The organism is Mesorhizobium sp. P160219, assembly GCF_057786095.1.
Genome location: NZ_JBYNWG010000001.1, coordinates 2,316,116 through 2,329,165, shown reverse-complemented (window position 1 = coordinate 2,329,165; position 13,050 = coordinate 2,316,116). Strand labels below are relative to the sequence as shown.

The following is a 13,050-nucleotide window of genomic DNA, read 5'->3' as shown; positions in this document are numbered from 1 at the left end:
AGCCTAGCAGCCTGATGGGGTGGTGGAAAGTACAGGCGGTTCCCCTCCCCCTCGAGGGGAGGGTGCCTCGCGAAGCGAGGCGGGTGGGGTCCTCGGCGAAGTGCTCGACTTCCTTGGTCACGGTCGACCCGGCTTGGGTGGTCTCGCGTCGAGCACTGCCGGAGCGACCCCACCCGTCCATCCGCCTTTGGCGGCTGTCCACCCTCCCCTCAAGGGGGAGGGAGCGCGCTCATCTTCGCGGCTATTTCCCGCACTAGCGCCTCATCCGCAGCAGCACGATCTTTCCTGGCAGCCACGAGGCAGGCCTGCGACTTCAGCACAACCCCATCGGCCAGCACCTTGAGATGGTTGGCGCGCAGGGTCGAGCCGGTGGTGGTGATGTCGACGATGACGTCGGCGAGGCCTGCCGCCGGTGCGCCTTCGGTGGCCCCGAGGCTTTCGACGATGCGGTAGACCTGGATGCCGTGCTTTTGCGAGAAGAACTGCTGCGTGAGCCGCCAGTATTTGGTTGCGATCCTCAGTCGCCTGCCGTGGCGCTGGCGGAAATCGGCGGCGACATCGTCGAGATCGGCCATAGTATCGACGTCGAGCCAGATGCCGGGCACCGCGACCACGACATCGGCATGGCCGAAGCCGAGGCGAGCGACGATTTCGGCGCGCGCCTCCCAGTCGGCGAGGTTTTCGCGCAGCAGATCCTCGCCGGTAATGCCGAGGTCGACCGAACCTTGCCCAATCTCGCCGGCGATTTCGGACGCCGACAGGAACGCCACCTCGATGCCCTCGGCGCCGTCGATGCGGGCGCGGTACTGGCGCTCATCGCCGGGCAGGCTGACGGCAAGCCCGGCCCTGGCCAGTAACTCCAAGGCCTGCTCCTTGAGCCGGCCTTTCGATGGGATCGCCAGCGTGATCATTGCGGCTCTCCCCGCAGCGCTTCGATGCGGTCGAGCCAGACAGAGAAGCCGACGCCGGGGATCGGCGTCTTGGCGCCGAGCAGGGTCAGCAGCCGGTCGTAGCGACCGCCGCCGGCCAGCGGCCGCTCGCCACCAAGTGCTTCGATCTCGAAAACGATGCCGGTGTAGTAATCCAGCGGACGGCCGAAGGCAGCGTCGTAGCGGATCGTCTTTGCAGGCAGGCCATGTGCCTCGATGGCTTTGGCGCGGGCGGCGAATTTTTCCAGCGCCGCGCCCAGCGAAAGCCCGGCAGAGGCCGCAAAACTTTCGAGCGCAGCACTCGAGCCGTCGAGCGGCACGTCGATGGCGAGGAAATCCCTGAGTGCTGCAAAGGCCTCGTTCGACAGCCGCACGCTGCGCAATTCGGCCTTTTCGATCAGCCGCCGGGCAATGTCGACTGGCGCGCGTCCGCCGGATGCCAAAAGGCCGGCCTCTTCCATGCCGCCGGCAATGTGGGCGGAAAGCGCTTCGAGATCGCCATCGAGCACCAGGGCCGCGACTTCGCCGTCAAGCTCACCGTTGCGTGGCGGGTTGGCGAGATCGGACAACGCTGCCTGCAGCATCGGCGCCGAACCGAAGGCACGCGCAAGTCGCATGCGCCAGCCGCGCGGCAGGCCGAGGGCCGCCAGCACCGCCTCGAAGATGGTCTGGTCGCCGAGCGTGATCGCAAGAGGTTGCGCCGGCAGCACCAGCTGCAGCAGCGCATGCGCATCGACCAGCGAACGCGCATCGGCCTCGGCCGTATCGCGGTCGCCGAGATCCTCGATGCCGGCTTGGAAAAACTCGTTGCCGCCCTCGCGGCGCTGGCGGAACACTTCGCCGAGATAGCTATAGCGGCGCGGCGTGCCGGCCTGCGAGGCGATGTGGTCGAGGCAGACGGGGATGGTGAATTCCGGCCGCAGACACAGCGTCTTGCCGGTCTCGCTTTCGGTGAGGAAGATGCGGCGGCGCAAATCCTCGCCGGCCATGTCGAGGAACGGATCGGCCGGCTGCAGCACGGCGACCTCCACCGCATGGGTGTTGCGGGTGGCGAAGAGCTTGGTGATTTCGGATGCGATGGCGGGGCGGGAGGTCATGGGCGGCGCGAGGCACCCCCCTCTGGCCTGCCGGCCATCTCCCCCTCAAGGGGGGAGATTGGCAGCTTACGGCGCAGCGCCTCTTCTTCACCGGCGGAGATTGGCGAAAGCCTACGCAACATCCAATCTCCCCCCTTGAGGGGGAGATGGCCGGCAGGCCAGAGGGGGGTGTTCAAGCGCCACCCTTCGCACGGTCGGCCGCCTGCGCCGCCAGAATCTTCTTCACCTCGGCGACCAGCTCGCTCTCCGCCACGGTCACCTGCGCTGGCCTTGCGGCCCGCCATTCGGCGTTGTCGGTGATCTCGGCCGACATGCGTGCGCCTTCGATCAGATCCTTGATCTGCAGCTCGCCCTTGGCGCGCTCGTCGCCGCCCTGAATGATGGCAACCGGGCTGCCGCGGCGGTCGGCATATTTCAACTGCGCCTTCATGCCGGCGCCGCCGAGATACATTTCGGAGCGGATGCCGGCCGCGCGCAGGCCGGCCACCATCTTCTGGTAGCGGCCGAGGCTTTCGGTATCCTTGTCCATCACCAGCACGACGACCGGCGCGATCACGTCTGTGGTGTCCAGCTTGCCGAGGTTCTTCAGCGCCGTCATCAGGCGGGAGACGCCGATCGAAAAGCCGGTCGCCGGCACCGGCTCGCCACGGAAGCGCGAGACCAGCCCGTCATAGCGGCCGCCACCACCGACCGAACCGAAGCGCACGATCTGGCCGTCTTCGTTGGGGATTTCGGCCAGAAGCTCGGCCTCGAAAACCGGGCCGGTGTAGTATTCGAGGCCACGCACGACGGAGCGGTCCATGGCGATACGATCTTCGCCGTACCCTGCCGCCCTGACCAAGGCTTCAATCGTGGAGAGCTCGCCAACGCCTTCCTGATAGATCGCGTTCGCATCGACATTGGAATCCTGGCGGGCCTGTTCCCTCGCTGTCGCGAGAAGAACGGCCTCGGCTTGCGCCTCATTCAGTCCGGCACCCTTGGCAAAGTCACCCTCGCCTTCCTTGCCGCCATCCCAGCGCCCCGGACCAAGCAGCAGTCTCACGCCTTCCGGTCCGAGCTTGTCCAGCTTGTCGATCGCGCGCAGCACCGTCAGCCGACGCCCTGCATTCTCATCGCCGCCAAGGCCGATCGCTTCCAGCACGCCATCGAGCACCTTGCGATTGTTGACGCGGATGACGTAGTCGCCGCGCTTGATGCCGAGCGCTTCCATCACGTCGGCCATCATCATCGCCATTTCAGCATCAGCCGCGACGCCCGGTGTGCCGATGGTGTCAGCGTCGAACTGCATGAACTGGCGGAAGCGGCCGGGGCCGGGCTTTTCGTTGCGGAACACCCAGCCGGAGCGGTAGCTGCGATAGGGCTTCGGCAGTCGCTCAAAATTCTCGGCGACATAACGCGCCGTCGGCGCGGTCAGGTCGTAGCGCAACGACAGCCACTGCTCGTCATCGTCCTGGAAAGAAAATACGCCCTCATTAGGCCGGTCCTGGTCGGGCAGGAATTTGCCCAGCGCATCGGTGTATTCGATCAGCGGCTGGTCGGCCGGCTCGAAACCATAGAGCTCATAGACCGAGCGGATCGTCGCCATCATCTTCTCGACGGCGCGGATATCTTCCGCACTGCGGTCGGCAAAGCCGCGCGGCAGCCGCGCTTTCGTCTTTTCCGATTTGTCGGCCATGGGATGGGTCTTTTCGCTTAGTAATCGATGACTTGTTTGGAGTGGGCGTGTCCTAACCGAAGCGGCTTTGTGCGGCAAGGGTTTGCGCTTTTTCCTTCTCCTCCGAAACAAAACGCACCAAAAGGAAACAATTCCGCCATCGGCGCGGCATCGTGCCGACACAATCAGAGCCGATAAGCGCGCCGAAACAAAGGGTTGGGGCCATGACTGCGGCACACAAGTTCGACATCAGAAACGACGGCTTGCATGAAGTCCGGCTGCGGCCGGCCGAGAGCCGTGCGCAGGTGACGGCGAGCCTCGGTCCGTTTGAGGTCACCGCCGACGAGCGCAAGGGTTCCACCATGCGCGAGGCGCTGATGACCGGATTGCTGGTGATTTATCCGGCCTTTGCGGCACTGGCGGCGATTGTGGCGGGATTGTTCCTGACTGGCGCCAGCGGGACGTGAGTTCCTTACCCTCCCCTTGTGGGGAGGGTCGACGCGTAGCGTCGGGGTGGGGGTGCGGCGCCAAGATACCCCCACCCGCGCCTTCGGCGCGACCTCTCCACAAGGGGGAGGTAGGGGGACAGCGCCCTACTTCGGCCTCTTAAAGGCCTTGCGTTCCTTCTCCACCTGCTCCCGGCAAACACACCCCTCGAGATGGTCGTTGACCAGACCCATCGCTTGCATGGAGGCATAGACCGTCGTCGGTCCGACAAAGCTCCAGCCGCGCTTTTTCAACTCCTTCGAAATCCTGATCGAGACCGCTGTCGTCGGGTTGGCCCGCAGGTGGGCGAGGTCGACGATCTCCGGCCGCTCCTCCGGCCCCGGCTCGAACTTCCAGAACCAGGCGGCCAGCGAGCCGAATTCATCCACCATTTCGCGCGCGCGTTTGGCGTTGTTGATGGTCGAGACGATCTTGCCGCGGTGGCGGACGATGCCGACATTGGCGACCAGGCGCTCGACATCCTCGTCGGTGAAGGCAGCGACCTTGTCGAAGTCGAAACCGGCGAAGGCCTCGCGGAAATTCTCGCGCTTGCGCAGAATGGTCAGCCAGGACAGGCCGGACTGAAAGCCTTCCAGGCAGATTTTTTCGAACAGCCTGCGGTCGTCGGCGACCGGCCGGCCCCATTCATGGTCGTGGTAGTGCAGATAGTCCGGCAGATTGCCGTGCCAGAAGCAGCGCGTGATCCCGTCGGAGCCGGTAAGCAGTCCGGTGTTGTCTTGCGCCATGGCCAATCCATCCGTTAACGCGCTTTCGCGCTGCATTTACCGCGGCTTTACCAGATTCCTGAACCCGGCGGTAACCACACCAAAAGGTTTACTGACAAAGCGGCATTTTACGCATTCCGATTTATGTTTCGGTTGCCGCTTCGCGCCAAGGATCGCGCAACCGGGGGCAAGTTCCGCCTCCGTCCGTTCGACGATCAAGGTGCGTTCCGATGAAGATCTTTTTGCGTTCCGTGCTCGGCGCCGTGGCAATTCTGGCCGCCGGCGTCGCTTCCTCCGCTGCCGGCGACCGCTATGCCGACAGGCCGCCGGTGATGGTGAGCCCCGACCTTTCCGCGCCCTGGGTGCTGCAGCTTGGCCGCGCGCCCGGCATCGTGCGGCAGAGCCGACAGGTGGTCCAACAGCCGCGCGTTCGCTATGCGCAGCCGGCGCGACCCGATCGGGTTCGCACTGCTTCCGTGCAGACGCCGGCCAAGCGCGTGGTGATGCGGCCGCAGATCAATCCGCTCTACCTGCCGCAGGAAGTCGCCTATGACGGCCCGCAGAAGCCGGGCACGATCGTCATCGATACGACGCAGAACTTCCTGTTCCTGGTCGAGAAGAACGGCAAGGCGCGGCGCTATGGCGTCGGCACCGGCAAGCCTGGCTTCGAATGGTCTGGCACGCACAAGATCACCAACAAGCGCGTCTGGCCGGACTGGCGCCCGCCAGCGGAGATGATCAAGCGCGAGGCTGCCAAGGGCCGCTACCTCCCGACCTATCTGGCCGGTGGCGAAGAGAATCCGCTCGGCGCCCGCGCGCTCTATCTCGGCACGACGGAATACCGCATTCACGGCACCAACCAGCCATGGACGATCGGCGGCTCGGTGTCTTCCGGCTGCATCCGCATGCGCAACGAGGATGTGGTTGACCTTTACGAGAGGGTCAATGTTGGAACGACCGTGGTCGTGATATAGTCGGCTACCGAATCATCTGGTCCAGAAGACTGGACCTTCAGGGATCGGGAAGAGTTTACGGGGGACGGGCCGTGTGGGGATGCGGCCAGTCAGGAAAGGGCAGCCTGGGAAACCGCGCTGCCCTTTCTCTTTGCGGCGGTAGCTGAGCCAGGCTGCGCCAGAACGTCGCGCCAGGGGGATGACGGTTCGCTTTCACGCTGCCTTGCCGCATTTCCCCTGCTATAGGGACGGCCAAACTCCCCTGCGCCAAACTCGCTGCAAAGGTTCAGCCATGTCTCCGCCAGACGATAGCCGCTATCTCCGGGGCGGCCCGGTCGCCCAGCGCATCATGGCATCCGTGCGCGAGGATGCCGCCATCGCCACCGCCGAAGGTTTTCCGCCCAAGCTGGTGTCGATCACCGTCGGCGATACCGCTGCCGTCGATGTCTATGTGCGCAACCAACGCGCCAAGGCCGCGCTTGCCGGCATCGGTTTCGAGGAGCGGCGGTTCCCCGCCGACATCAGCGCCGGCGAACTCGAGGCGGCGATCCATGGCCTGAACGCCGACCCGCGCGTCACCGGCATCATCATCCAGCGGCCGGTGCCGGCGCATATCCCGATCAAGACGCTGCAGGCTGCGGTGCATCCGCTGAAGGATGTCGAGGGCATGCATCCGGCGTCGATCGGCAATATCGTCTACAACCAGCTCGACCTCGCGCCTTGCACGGCTGCGGCCTCGGTCGAGCTGCTCAAGGAAACCGGCCTCGACCTCAAGGGGCTCGAAGTTGTCGTCGTCGGCCATTCCGAGATCGTCGGCAAGCCGATTGCCTTCCTGCTGATGAGCGAAGGCGCAACGGTGACGGTGTGCCATCACATGACGCGCTCGGTGGCGGCACATGCGCGCCGCGCCGATGCGCTGTTCGTCGCCGTCGGCAAGCCGCGGTTGATCAAGGCCGACATGGTGAAGCCCGGTGCGGCCGTCATCGACATCGGCATCAATTCCGAGATCGGCCCGGACGGCGCGAGCCGCATCGTCGGCGACGTCGACACCGAGAGCGTGAAGGAAGTCGCGTCCTGGATCACGCCGGTGCCCGGCGGCGTCGGTCCGATCACCGTGGCGATCCTGCTGCGCAACACAATGGTAGCGCTCAGCCGCCAGCGCGCGCGCTACCAGGCGACGTATGGCGTGGTGGACCGGCTGGCAGCGGAATAGCTGCTTACTCGGCGGCGACCAGGTTTCCTTCGGAGACGCCCTCCGGCTTCGGACCACCATAGGCCCAGTCGAGCAGCTTGATCGTGTGCACCACCGGCAGCTTCGCGGCGGAAGCGATCTGGGTGATGCAGCCGATGTTGCCGGTGGCAACGATCTCCGCGCCGGTCGCCTCAATGTTCTTCACCTTGCGGTCACGCAACCTTGCGGAAATCTCCGGCTGCAGGATGTTGTAGGTGCCGGCGGAGCCGCAGCACAGATGCCCCTCGCGCGGTTCGCGCACGACGAAGCCCGCCTTGGACAGCAGCTCCTTCGGCTGGCGGATGATCTTCTGACCGTGCTGCATCGAGCAGGCGGAGTGATAGGCGACGACGGTGCCGGGTTTGCGCACCGGCTCGGGCAGGTCGAGGCTTGCGAGATATTCGGTAATGTCCCTGGCCAGCGCCGAGACCCGCGCGGCCTTGTCGGCATAGGCCGGATCGAGGCGCAGCATGAAGCCGTAGTCCTTGATCGTTGTGCCGCAGCCGGACGCGGTGATGACGATGGCATCGAGCCCGCCCTGGTCGATGGCACGCGTCCACGCATCGACATTCTGCCGGGCCGAGGCAAGGGCTGCTGCCTCGCGGCCCATATGATGGACCAGCGCGCCACAGCAGGCTTCGCCCTGCGGCACCACGACCTCGACGCCAAGCCTGGTCAGCAATGCAATCGTCGTCTCGTTGATGGCGGGGTCGAGTACCGATTGGGCGCAGCCGGTGAGGATGGCGACGCGACCTTTCTTCGTCCCCTTGCCAGCATGGACGCCGGGAGAGGCCATTGGCGAGACCGTCGGGATCGAGGCCGGTGCCAGCTTCAGCATCGCGCTGAGCGGCTTCAGGGCCGGCACCTTTTCGAACAGACCAATGAACGGCTTGCCCAGTCTCGCCAATTTCAGCGCGGCGCGAAAGCGCGCGGGATAGGGCAGCACGAAGGCCAGCATGGCGCGGGTGAGCCGGTCGAGCAGCGGCCGCTTGTAAGTTTCCTCGATATGGGCGCGGGCATGGTCGACCAAGTGCATGTAATTGACGCCCGACGGGCAGGTCGTCATGCAGGCGAGGCAGGACAGGCAGCGGTCGATATGGGTGACGATCTCCTTGTCGGCCGGGCGGCCGTTCTCCAGCATGTCCTTGATGAGATAGATCCGCCCGCGTGGCGAATCCAGCTCGTTGCCCAATGTCACATAGGTCGGGCAAGTGGCGGTGCAGAAGCCGCAATGCACGCATTTGCGCAGGATCTTCTCCGATTCCGCGACATGCGGATCAGCAAGCTGGGCAAGGGAGAAGTTGGTTTGCATTATCTTAGCCTTGGGCCATGCGGCCGGGATTGAGGATGGACTTGGGATCGAACTCGGCCTTGAGCCGCGCCGACAGTGCGGCCAGATGCGGCGCCTGCGGCTCGAACACCGGAACGGCGGCGCGATACGAAGGGGTGGCGCGCACCAGCGTCGCGTGGCCGCCGCGATGCTTTCTGATCAGCCCGCGCAGCAGGGCGGCCTCGGGATCGCCCTCCTCCATGCGCAGCCAGACCAGCCCGCCCTGCCAGTCGTAGAAGGCGCTGACACCGATCTGCATGCGCAGCGTCAGCACCATCTGATGGGCCTGAGACGGCGCCATGGAGACGCGCCAGACCGGCTTTTCGCTACGGTCGGCGAATGGCGTGCAGTCCCTTATGTCACGCCAGAGGGTATGCGATGTCTCACCTGCGATCTCCTGCAGCGGGCCGGCATTTTTCAGCAGGGTCTTCAGCGCCTCAATGCGATAGGCGACCGATGGGCCAAACCCTTCGACGCGCAGCAGCGTTGCAGCGTCAGTGCCTAGACTGCCCCCGGCAATGCGCGCGGCGATGCGTTCGGGCAGATGGGCCGCGCTCGACACTTCGGCGCTGGAGCCGAGCGCCAGCGCCATGGCGGCAGAGGCGGCATCGTCGAGTAGGCCGCGCATGGCAAGCGTCACCTCGGTCTCGGCCGCCGGCAGCACCTTGAAGGTGACATCGGTGAACACGGCCAGCGTGCCCCAGCTGTTGGCCATCAGCTTCGACAGATCGTAGCCGGTGACATTCTTGACGACGCGGCCGCCGGACTTGAAGGCCTCGCCGCGTCCGGCAACCGCATTGATTCCCAGAATATGGTCTCGTGCAGCCCCCGCCTTCAGCCGGCGCGGGCCGGACAGGTTCGCGGCGAGCACGCTGCCGATCGTGCCCTTGCCGGGCTCGCCGCCGAGTAAAGGACCGTAATCCATCGGTTCGAAGGCGAGTTGCTGGCCGCTTTCGGCGAGCAGGTTTTCGATCTCGGAAAGCGGCGTGCCGGCCTTGGCCGACAGTACCAACTCGGCCGGCTCGTAGAGGGTGACGCCGGTGAGCTTCGAAAGATCGAGCGTGTGTTCGCTCTGCTGTGGCCGGCCGATGCCGCGCTTGGAGCCGTGGCCGATGATTTCCAAAGGTGACTCTTCCGCCGCCGCCCATTGGACGGTGGAGAGGATCTCGGCCGATGTGGTGGGGGTGAAGGTCGTCATGGCGAAGATGGGTCGAGTTCCTTCGCGCCCCCCTCTGTCCTGCCGGACATCTCCCCCACTTGGGGGGAGATTAGCAGCTTTGGCGACCGCGCCTCTCTAGCAACGTCGAAGGTTGGCGAAGGCAGAGATGACTGGTGATCTCCCCCCTTGTGGGTGAGATGTCCGGCAGGACAGAGGGGGGCGCGAAGGATCGCCGACGTGAGACATTCCGCCCCCATCAAAACCTCGGAATATCCGGAAATGCCAGCTGCCCCCGATGCACGTGCATGCGCCCAAGCTCCGCACAGCGGCGCAGTTGTGGAAACACTTTTCCCGGGTTAAGCAGATGGTTGGGATCGAAGGCGCATTTGACGCGCATTTGTTGGTCGAGGTCGATCTGGTTGAACATCTCCGGCATCAAATCGCGCTTCTCGACGCCGACGCCGTGCTCGCCGGTCAAGACGCCGCCGACCTTGACGCAGAGCCGCAAGATGTCGGCGCCAAAACTTTCCGCCTTGTCGAGTTCGCCCGGCACGTTGGCGTCGTAGAGGATCAGCGGATGCAGATTGCCGTCGCCGGCGTGGAAGACGTTGGCGACGCCGAGGCCGTATTTCTCCGACAGTTCGCGCATGCCGGCGAGCACACCCGGCAATTCCTTGCGCGGGATGGTGCCATCCATGCAGTAATAGTCGGGCGAGATGCGGCCGACCGCCGGGAAGGCCGCCTTGCGGCCAGCCCAGAAACTCAGCCGCTCCTGTTCGGATTGCGAGATGCGACAGGTGGTGGAGCTGTTCCTATAGGCGATCGCTTCGACGAGACCGATCAGGTGATCGACCTCGACGCCCGGCCCGTCGAGTTCGACGATCAGCAGCGCCTCGACATCAAGGGGGTAGCCAGCATTAACGAAATCCTCCGCGGCATGGATTGCCGGCCGGTCCATCATCTCCATGCCGCCGGGGATAATGCCGGCGCCGATGATGTCGGCGACGCACTGGCCGCCCTGCTCGCTGGTCGGAAAGCCGATCAGCAGAGCGCGGGCCGTCTCCGGCTTTTTCAGGATGCGCACGGTGACCTCGGTGACGACGCCGAGCAGGCCTTCGGACCCCGTCATGACGCCGAGGAGATCATAGCCTTCCGAGTCCAGATGATTGCCGCCAAGCCGCACCACCTCGCCGTTCATCAGCACCATCTCGATGCCGAGCACATTGTTGGCGGTCAGGCCGTATTTCAGGCAGTGCACGCCGCCGGAATTTTCCGCGACATTGCCGCCGATCGAGCAGGCGATCTGGGAGGATGGATCGGGCGCATAGTAGAAGCCCTCCTGCTCGACGGCGGTGGTGATGCCGAGATTGGTGACGCCGGGCTGAGCGACGACGACGCGATCGGGATAGTCGATGGCAAGGATGCGGTTGAAGCGGCTCATGACCAGCAGCACGGCATCCTCGAGCGGCAACGCGCCGCCCGACAATGAGGTTCCGGAGCCGCGCGGCACGACACGGATGTTGCGGTCGTTGCAGTATTTCAGCACCCGCGACACCTGCGCCACCGTTTCCGGCAGCACCACGACCAGCGGCAATTGCCGGTAGGCGGTGAGGCCGTCGCTTTCGAAGGCGCGCATCTCATTGGTGGCGTCGACGACGCCCTCGCCCGGCACGATGATGCGCATGTCGGCGACGATCTCCGCCCGCCTTCGCATAGTGGCGTCGTCTGGCTTGGGCATGACAAGGCCGGACATCGGCGGCGTTCTCCGCTTGGCTGGTAAAAATCTTTTACCAATTACATTCGGATGTTGCAAACACCGCGTCGGGCAAAGAGCGTACTGCCCGCCTTCCGCAGCGGCAATCTGCCGCTATTCACCCTCCCCCTTGTGGGGAGGGTCGCGAACGCAGTGAGCGGGGTGGGGGTCCGCGCGACGAAAGCTCTTTACGAGCACCCCCACCCCGATCCGCTATGCGGATCGACCCTCCCCACAAGGGGGAGGGTAAAGTGCGCTCCTACTCCCCCGGATGTTTCGCCGGCTCGGAGTGCATCCGCCTCACTCGCCGCACGCCCCACCAGACCAGCACGATGGCGACCGGCACCGCCGCGGCAGTGACGATTTCGGGTGCAAAGGCATGGCCGAAGATCGATGCGCCCTTGGCGAGATAGGAGATCAGGCCGACGACATAGTAGGACACTGCTGCCACCGACAGGCCTTCCACCGTCTGCTGCAACCGCAGTTGCAGCCGGGCGCGGTTGTTCATCGACGCCAGCAGATCGCGGTTCTGCTTCTCGACCTCGACATCAACCCACGTGCGCAGCAGCGTCGTGGCGCGGGTCAGTTTTCGCGACAGGTTGGCCTGGCGCTCCTCGACCGAACGGCAGGTGCGCATGGCGGGTGCCACCCGCCGCTGCAGGAAGCCGCCCCAAGTCTCGTAGCCGGGCACGGCTTCTTCGTCCAGCGCTTCCAGCCGCTCGACAACGATGCCGTCATAGGCGCGGCTGGCGCCGAAGCGATAGAGGCTGGAGGCGGCATCGGCTTCCAGCTCGGCGGCAAGCTCGGTCAGGTCGGCGAGCAGCGTCTGGCTGTCGCGGGTTTCAGTGACCTTCATTTCCAGCGTGGTCTGCGCCAACCGGTCTTCGATGCGGCGGGCGCGGCTCGACAGGGTCAGCGCCAGCGGCAGGCCGAGCATGGCAAGCGTGCGGTAGGTCTCGACGTCGATCAGCCGCTGCGACAGCGCCCCGGTCCGCGCCGGCGTCAGGCCGCGATCAAGCACCAGGATGCGGGTCAGGCCGTCGCCGTCCTGGCGGAAATCGGTGACGATGGCCGCATTGCCGCGCTCGACCAGCGAATAGCAGAGGCTCGTCGGGTCGAAGGCCGCAATCAGCTTCTCGCTTGCCGGCGTCCATTTGCGGATCTCCAGCCTTATGCCTGAGATCACCGTTCCCGGCGGCGAGAACCCGTTGCCGAAAGGAGAATCCTCCTGCGCCCTGCCGCTTTCGGCAAGCGGCCCTTCCCAAAGATAGGTCGAGAATTCCGTATGCCGCTCCCAGCGCAGCGTGCCCTTGCCCCACTTCATGGCGTGGTGGCGGGCATGACGGTCGGGCGCCGCGATGCCGAGGCGCCGCGACAGTTCGGAGAGCACGGCCATGTCGACGCCGGAGCCGCCCTCGGTCATGAAGGCGAGTTGCACAAGCACGCGCGGCTTCTCGATCAGCGGATGCGGCCGGGCATGGACCTCGCCGATCGCGCCGGGCCGTCCCTCATGCGCGGGAAAGCCCATCACGCTGCCCTGGGCGCGCGGCTGGAATTCGAGGTTGGACGTCTCGTCCGACACGGTGGTCCCCCTGTTCTCGACCCTTCGTGTGATGGCGTCCTCTAAAGGCAATCCATGAGGCGCGTAAACACCAAAGTCTAGCATCGTAGGTCCTGCCGGCGCGACGCGCAGACCGACCCGATTGGGCAAATTGGATAAATAATTTGACCAG

Annotated in this window: 11 protein-coding genes; 3 read left to right on the top strand and 8 right to left on the bottom strand. The window is 65.1% G+C overall.

Annotated elements, in window-relative coordinates:
* Positions 1-209: 209 nt before the first annotated feature.
* The 3 genes from hisG to hisS form a co-directional block, all read right to left on the bottom strand.
* Positions 210-911: an ATP phosphoribosyltransferase gene (gene hisG / locus AC3EMP_RS11210; RefSeq protein ID WP_352712733.1), complete on the bottom strand. Its 702-nt coding sequence runs from the start codon at positions 909-911 to the stop codon at positions 210-212.
* On the bottom strand, positions 908-2,026 hold the full coding sequence (locus tag AC3EMP_RS11205) for an ATP phosphoribosyltransferase regulatory subunit (RefSeq protein WP_352712735.1): 1,119 nt from the start codon (positions 2,024-2,026) through the stop codon (positions 908-910). The genes hisG and AC3EMP_RS11205 overlap by 4 nt, the downstream gene beginning before the upstream one ends.
* A 172-nt stretch (positions 2,027-2,198) precedes the next feature.
* On the bottom strand, positions 2,199-3,701 hold the full coding sequence (gene hisS, locus AC3EMP_RS11200) for a histidine--tRNA ligase (RefSeq protein WP_023686833.1): 1,503 nt from the start codon (positions 3,699-3,701) through the stop codon (positions 2,199-2,201).
* 203 nt (positions 3,702-3,904) lie between these two features.
* Here hisS and AC3EMP_RS11195 point away from each other — a divergent pair, with 203 nt between their 5' ends.
* Positions 3,905-4,147, top strand: coding sequence for a hypothetical protein (locus tag AC3EMP_RS11195; RefSeq protein ID WP_352712737.1), 243 nt, complete (start codon positions 3,905-3,907; stop codon positions 4,145-4,147).
* Between the two features lie 126 nt (positions 4,148-4,273).
* Here the strand turns inward: AC3EMP_RS11195 and AC3EMP_RS11190 are convergent, their stop codons facing one another.
* Entirely contained in the window at positions 4,274-4,912 is a 639-nt protein-coding gene (locus AC3EMP_RS11190) for a DNA-3-methyladenine glycosylase I (protein WP_352712738.1), read from the bottom strand.
* Between the two features lie 209 nt (positions 4,913-5,121).
* Between AC3EMP_RS11190 and AC3EMP_RS11185 the strand changes: the two genes are divergently transcribed.
* Positions 5,122-5,865 carry a L,D-transpeptidase gene (locus AC3EMP_RS11185; protein WP_352712740.1) on the top strand — a complete coding sequence of 248 codons (744 nt, stop codon included), beginning with the start codon at positions 5,122-5,124 and terminating at the stop codon, positions 5,863-5,865.
* Positions 5,866-6,136: 271 nt separating this feature from the next.
* Positions 6,137-7,057 (top strand): bifunctional 5,10-methylenetetrahydrofolate dehydrogenase/5,10-methenyltetrahydrofolate cyclohydrolase, encoded by a 921-nt coding sequence (locus AC3EMP_RS11180; RefSeq protein WP_023804489.1) that lies wholly within the window; start codon positions 6,137-6,139, stop codon positions 7,055-7,057.
* A 4-nt stretch (positions 7,058-7,061) separates the two neighbouring features.
* Here AC3EMP_RS11180 and glcF read toward each other — a convergent pair whose 3' ends face one another.
* The 4 genes from glcF to AC3EMP_RS11160 form a co-directional block, all read right to left on the bottom strand.
* Entirely contained in the window at positions 7,062-8,387 is a 1,326-nt protein-coding gene (gene glcF / locus AC3EMP_RS11175) for a glycolate oxidase subunit GlcF (RefSeq protein ID WP_352712742.1), read from the bottom strand.
* Positions 8,388-8,391: 4 nt separating this feature from the next.
* Positions 8,392-9,603, bottom strand: a complete 1,212-nt coding sequence (locus AC3EMP_RS11170) for an FAD-binding protein (protein ID WP_023681833.1) — start codon at positions 9,601-9,603, stop codon at positions 8,392-8,394.
* Positions 9,604-9,820: 217 nt separating this feature from the next.
* The gene (locus AC3EMP_RS11165) at positions 9,821-11,317 is read right to left on the bottom strand and encodes an FAD-linked oxidase C-terminal domain-containing protein (protein WP_023701295.1); all 1,497 of its coding nucleotides are present in this window, start codon (positions 11,315-11,317) and stop codon (positions 9,821-9,823) included.
* Positions 11,318-11,576: 259 nt separating this feature from the next.
* Complete coding sequence (locus AC3EMP_RS11160; RefSeq protein ID WP_352712744.1) at positions 11,577-12,899, bottom strand: DUF3422 family protein; 1,323 nt, start codon at positions 12,897-12,899, stop codon at positions 11,577-11,579.
* Positions 12,900-13,050 lie beyond the last annotated feature (151 nt).

What these genes read in the sequence shown, in the direction of transcription:
- hisG (WP_352712733.1), bottom strand. Translation starts at nt 911, where the DNA reads ATGATCACGCTGGCGATCCCATCGAAAGGCCGGCTCAAGGAGCAGGCC.
- AC3EMP_RS11205 (WP_352712735.1), bottom strand. Translation starts at nt 2,026, where the DNA reads ATGACCTCCCGCCCCGCCATCGCATCCGAAATCACCAAGCTCTTCGCC.
- hisS (WP_023686833.1), bottom strand. Translation starts at nt 3,701, where the DNA reads ATGGCCGACAAATCGGAAAAGACGAAAGCGCGGCTGCCGCGCGGCTTT.
- AC3EMP_RS11195 (WP_352712737.1), top strand. Translation starts at nt 3,905, where the DNA reads ATGACTGCGGCACACAAGTTCGACATCAGAAACGACGGCTTGCATGAA.
- AC3EMP_RS11190 (WP_352712738.1), bottom strand. Translation starts at nt 4,912, where the DNA reads ATGGCGCAAGACAACACCGGACTGCTTACCGGCTCCGACGGGATCACG.
- AC3EMP_RS11185 (WP_352712740.1), top strand. Translation starts at nt 5,122, where the DNA reads ATGAAGATCTTTTTGCGTTCCGTGCTCGGCGCCGTGGCAATTCTGGCC.
- AC3EMP_RS11180 (WP_023804489.1), top strand. Translation starts at nt 6,137, where the DNA reads ATGTCTCCGCCAGACGATAGCCGCTATCTCCGGGGCGGCCCGGTCGCC.
- glcF (WP_352712742.1), bottom strand. Translation starts at nt 8,387, where the DNA reads ATGCAAACCAACTTCTCCCTTGCCCAGCTTGCTGATCCGCATGTCGCG.
- AC3EMP_RS11170 (WP_023681833.1), bottom strand. Translation starts at nt 9,603, where the DNA reads ATGACGACCTTCACCCCCACCACATCGGCCGAGATCCTCTCCACCGTC.
- AC3EMP_RS11165 (WP_023701295.1), bottom strand. Translation starts at nt 11,317, where the DNA reads ATGTCCGGCCTTGTCATGCCCAAGCCAGACGACGCCACTATGCGAAGG.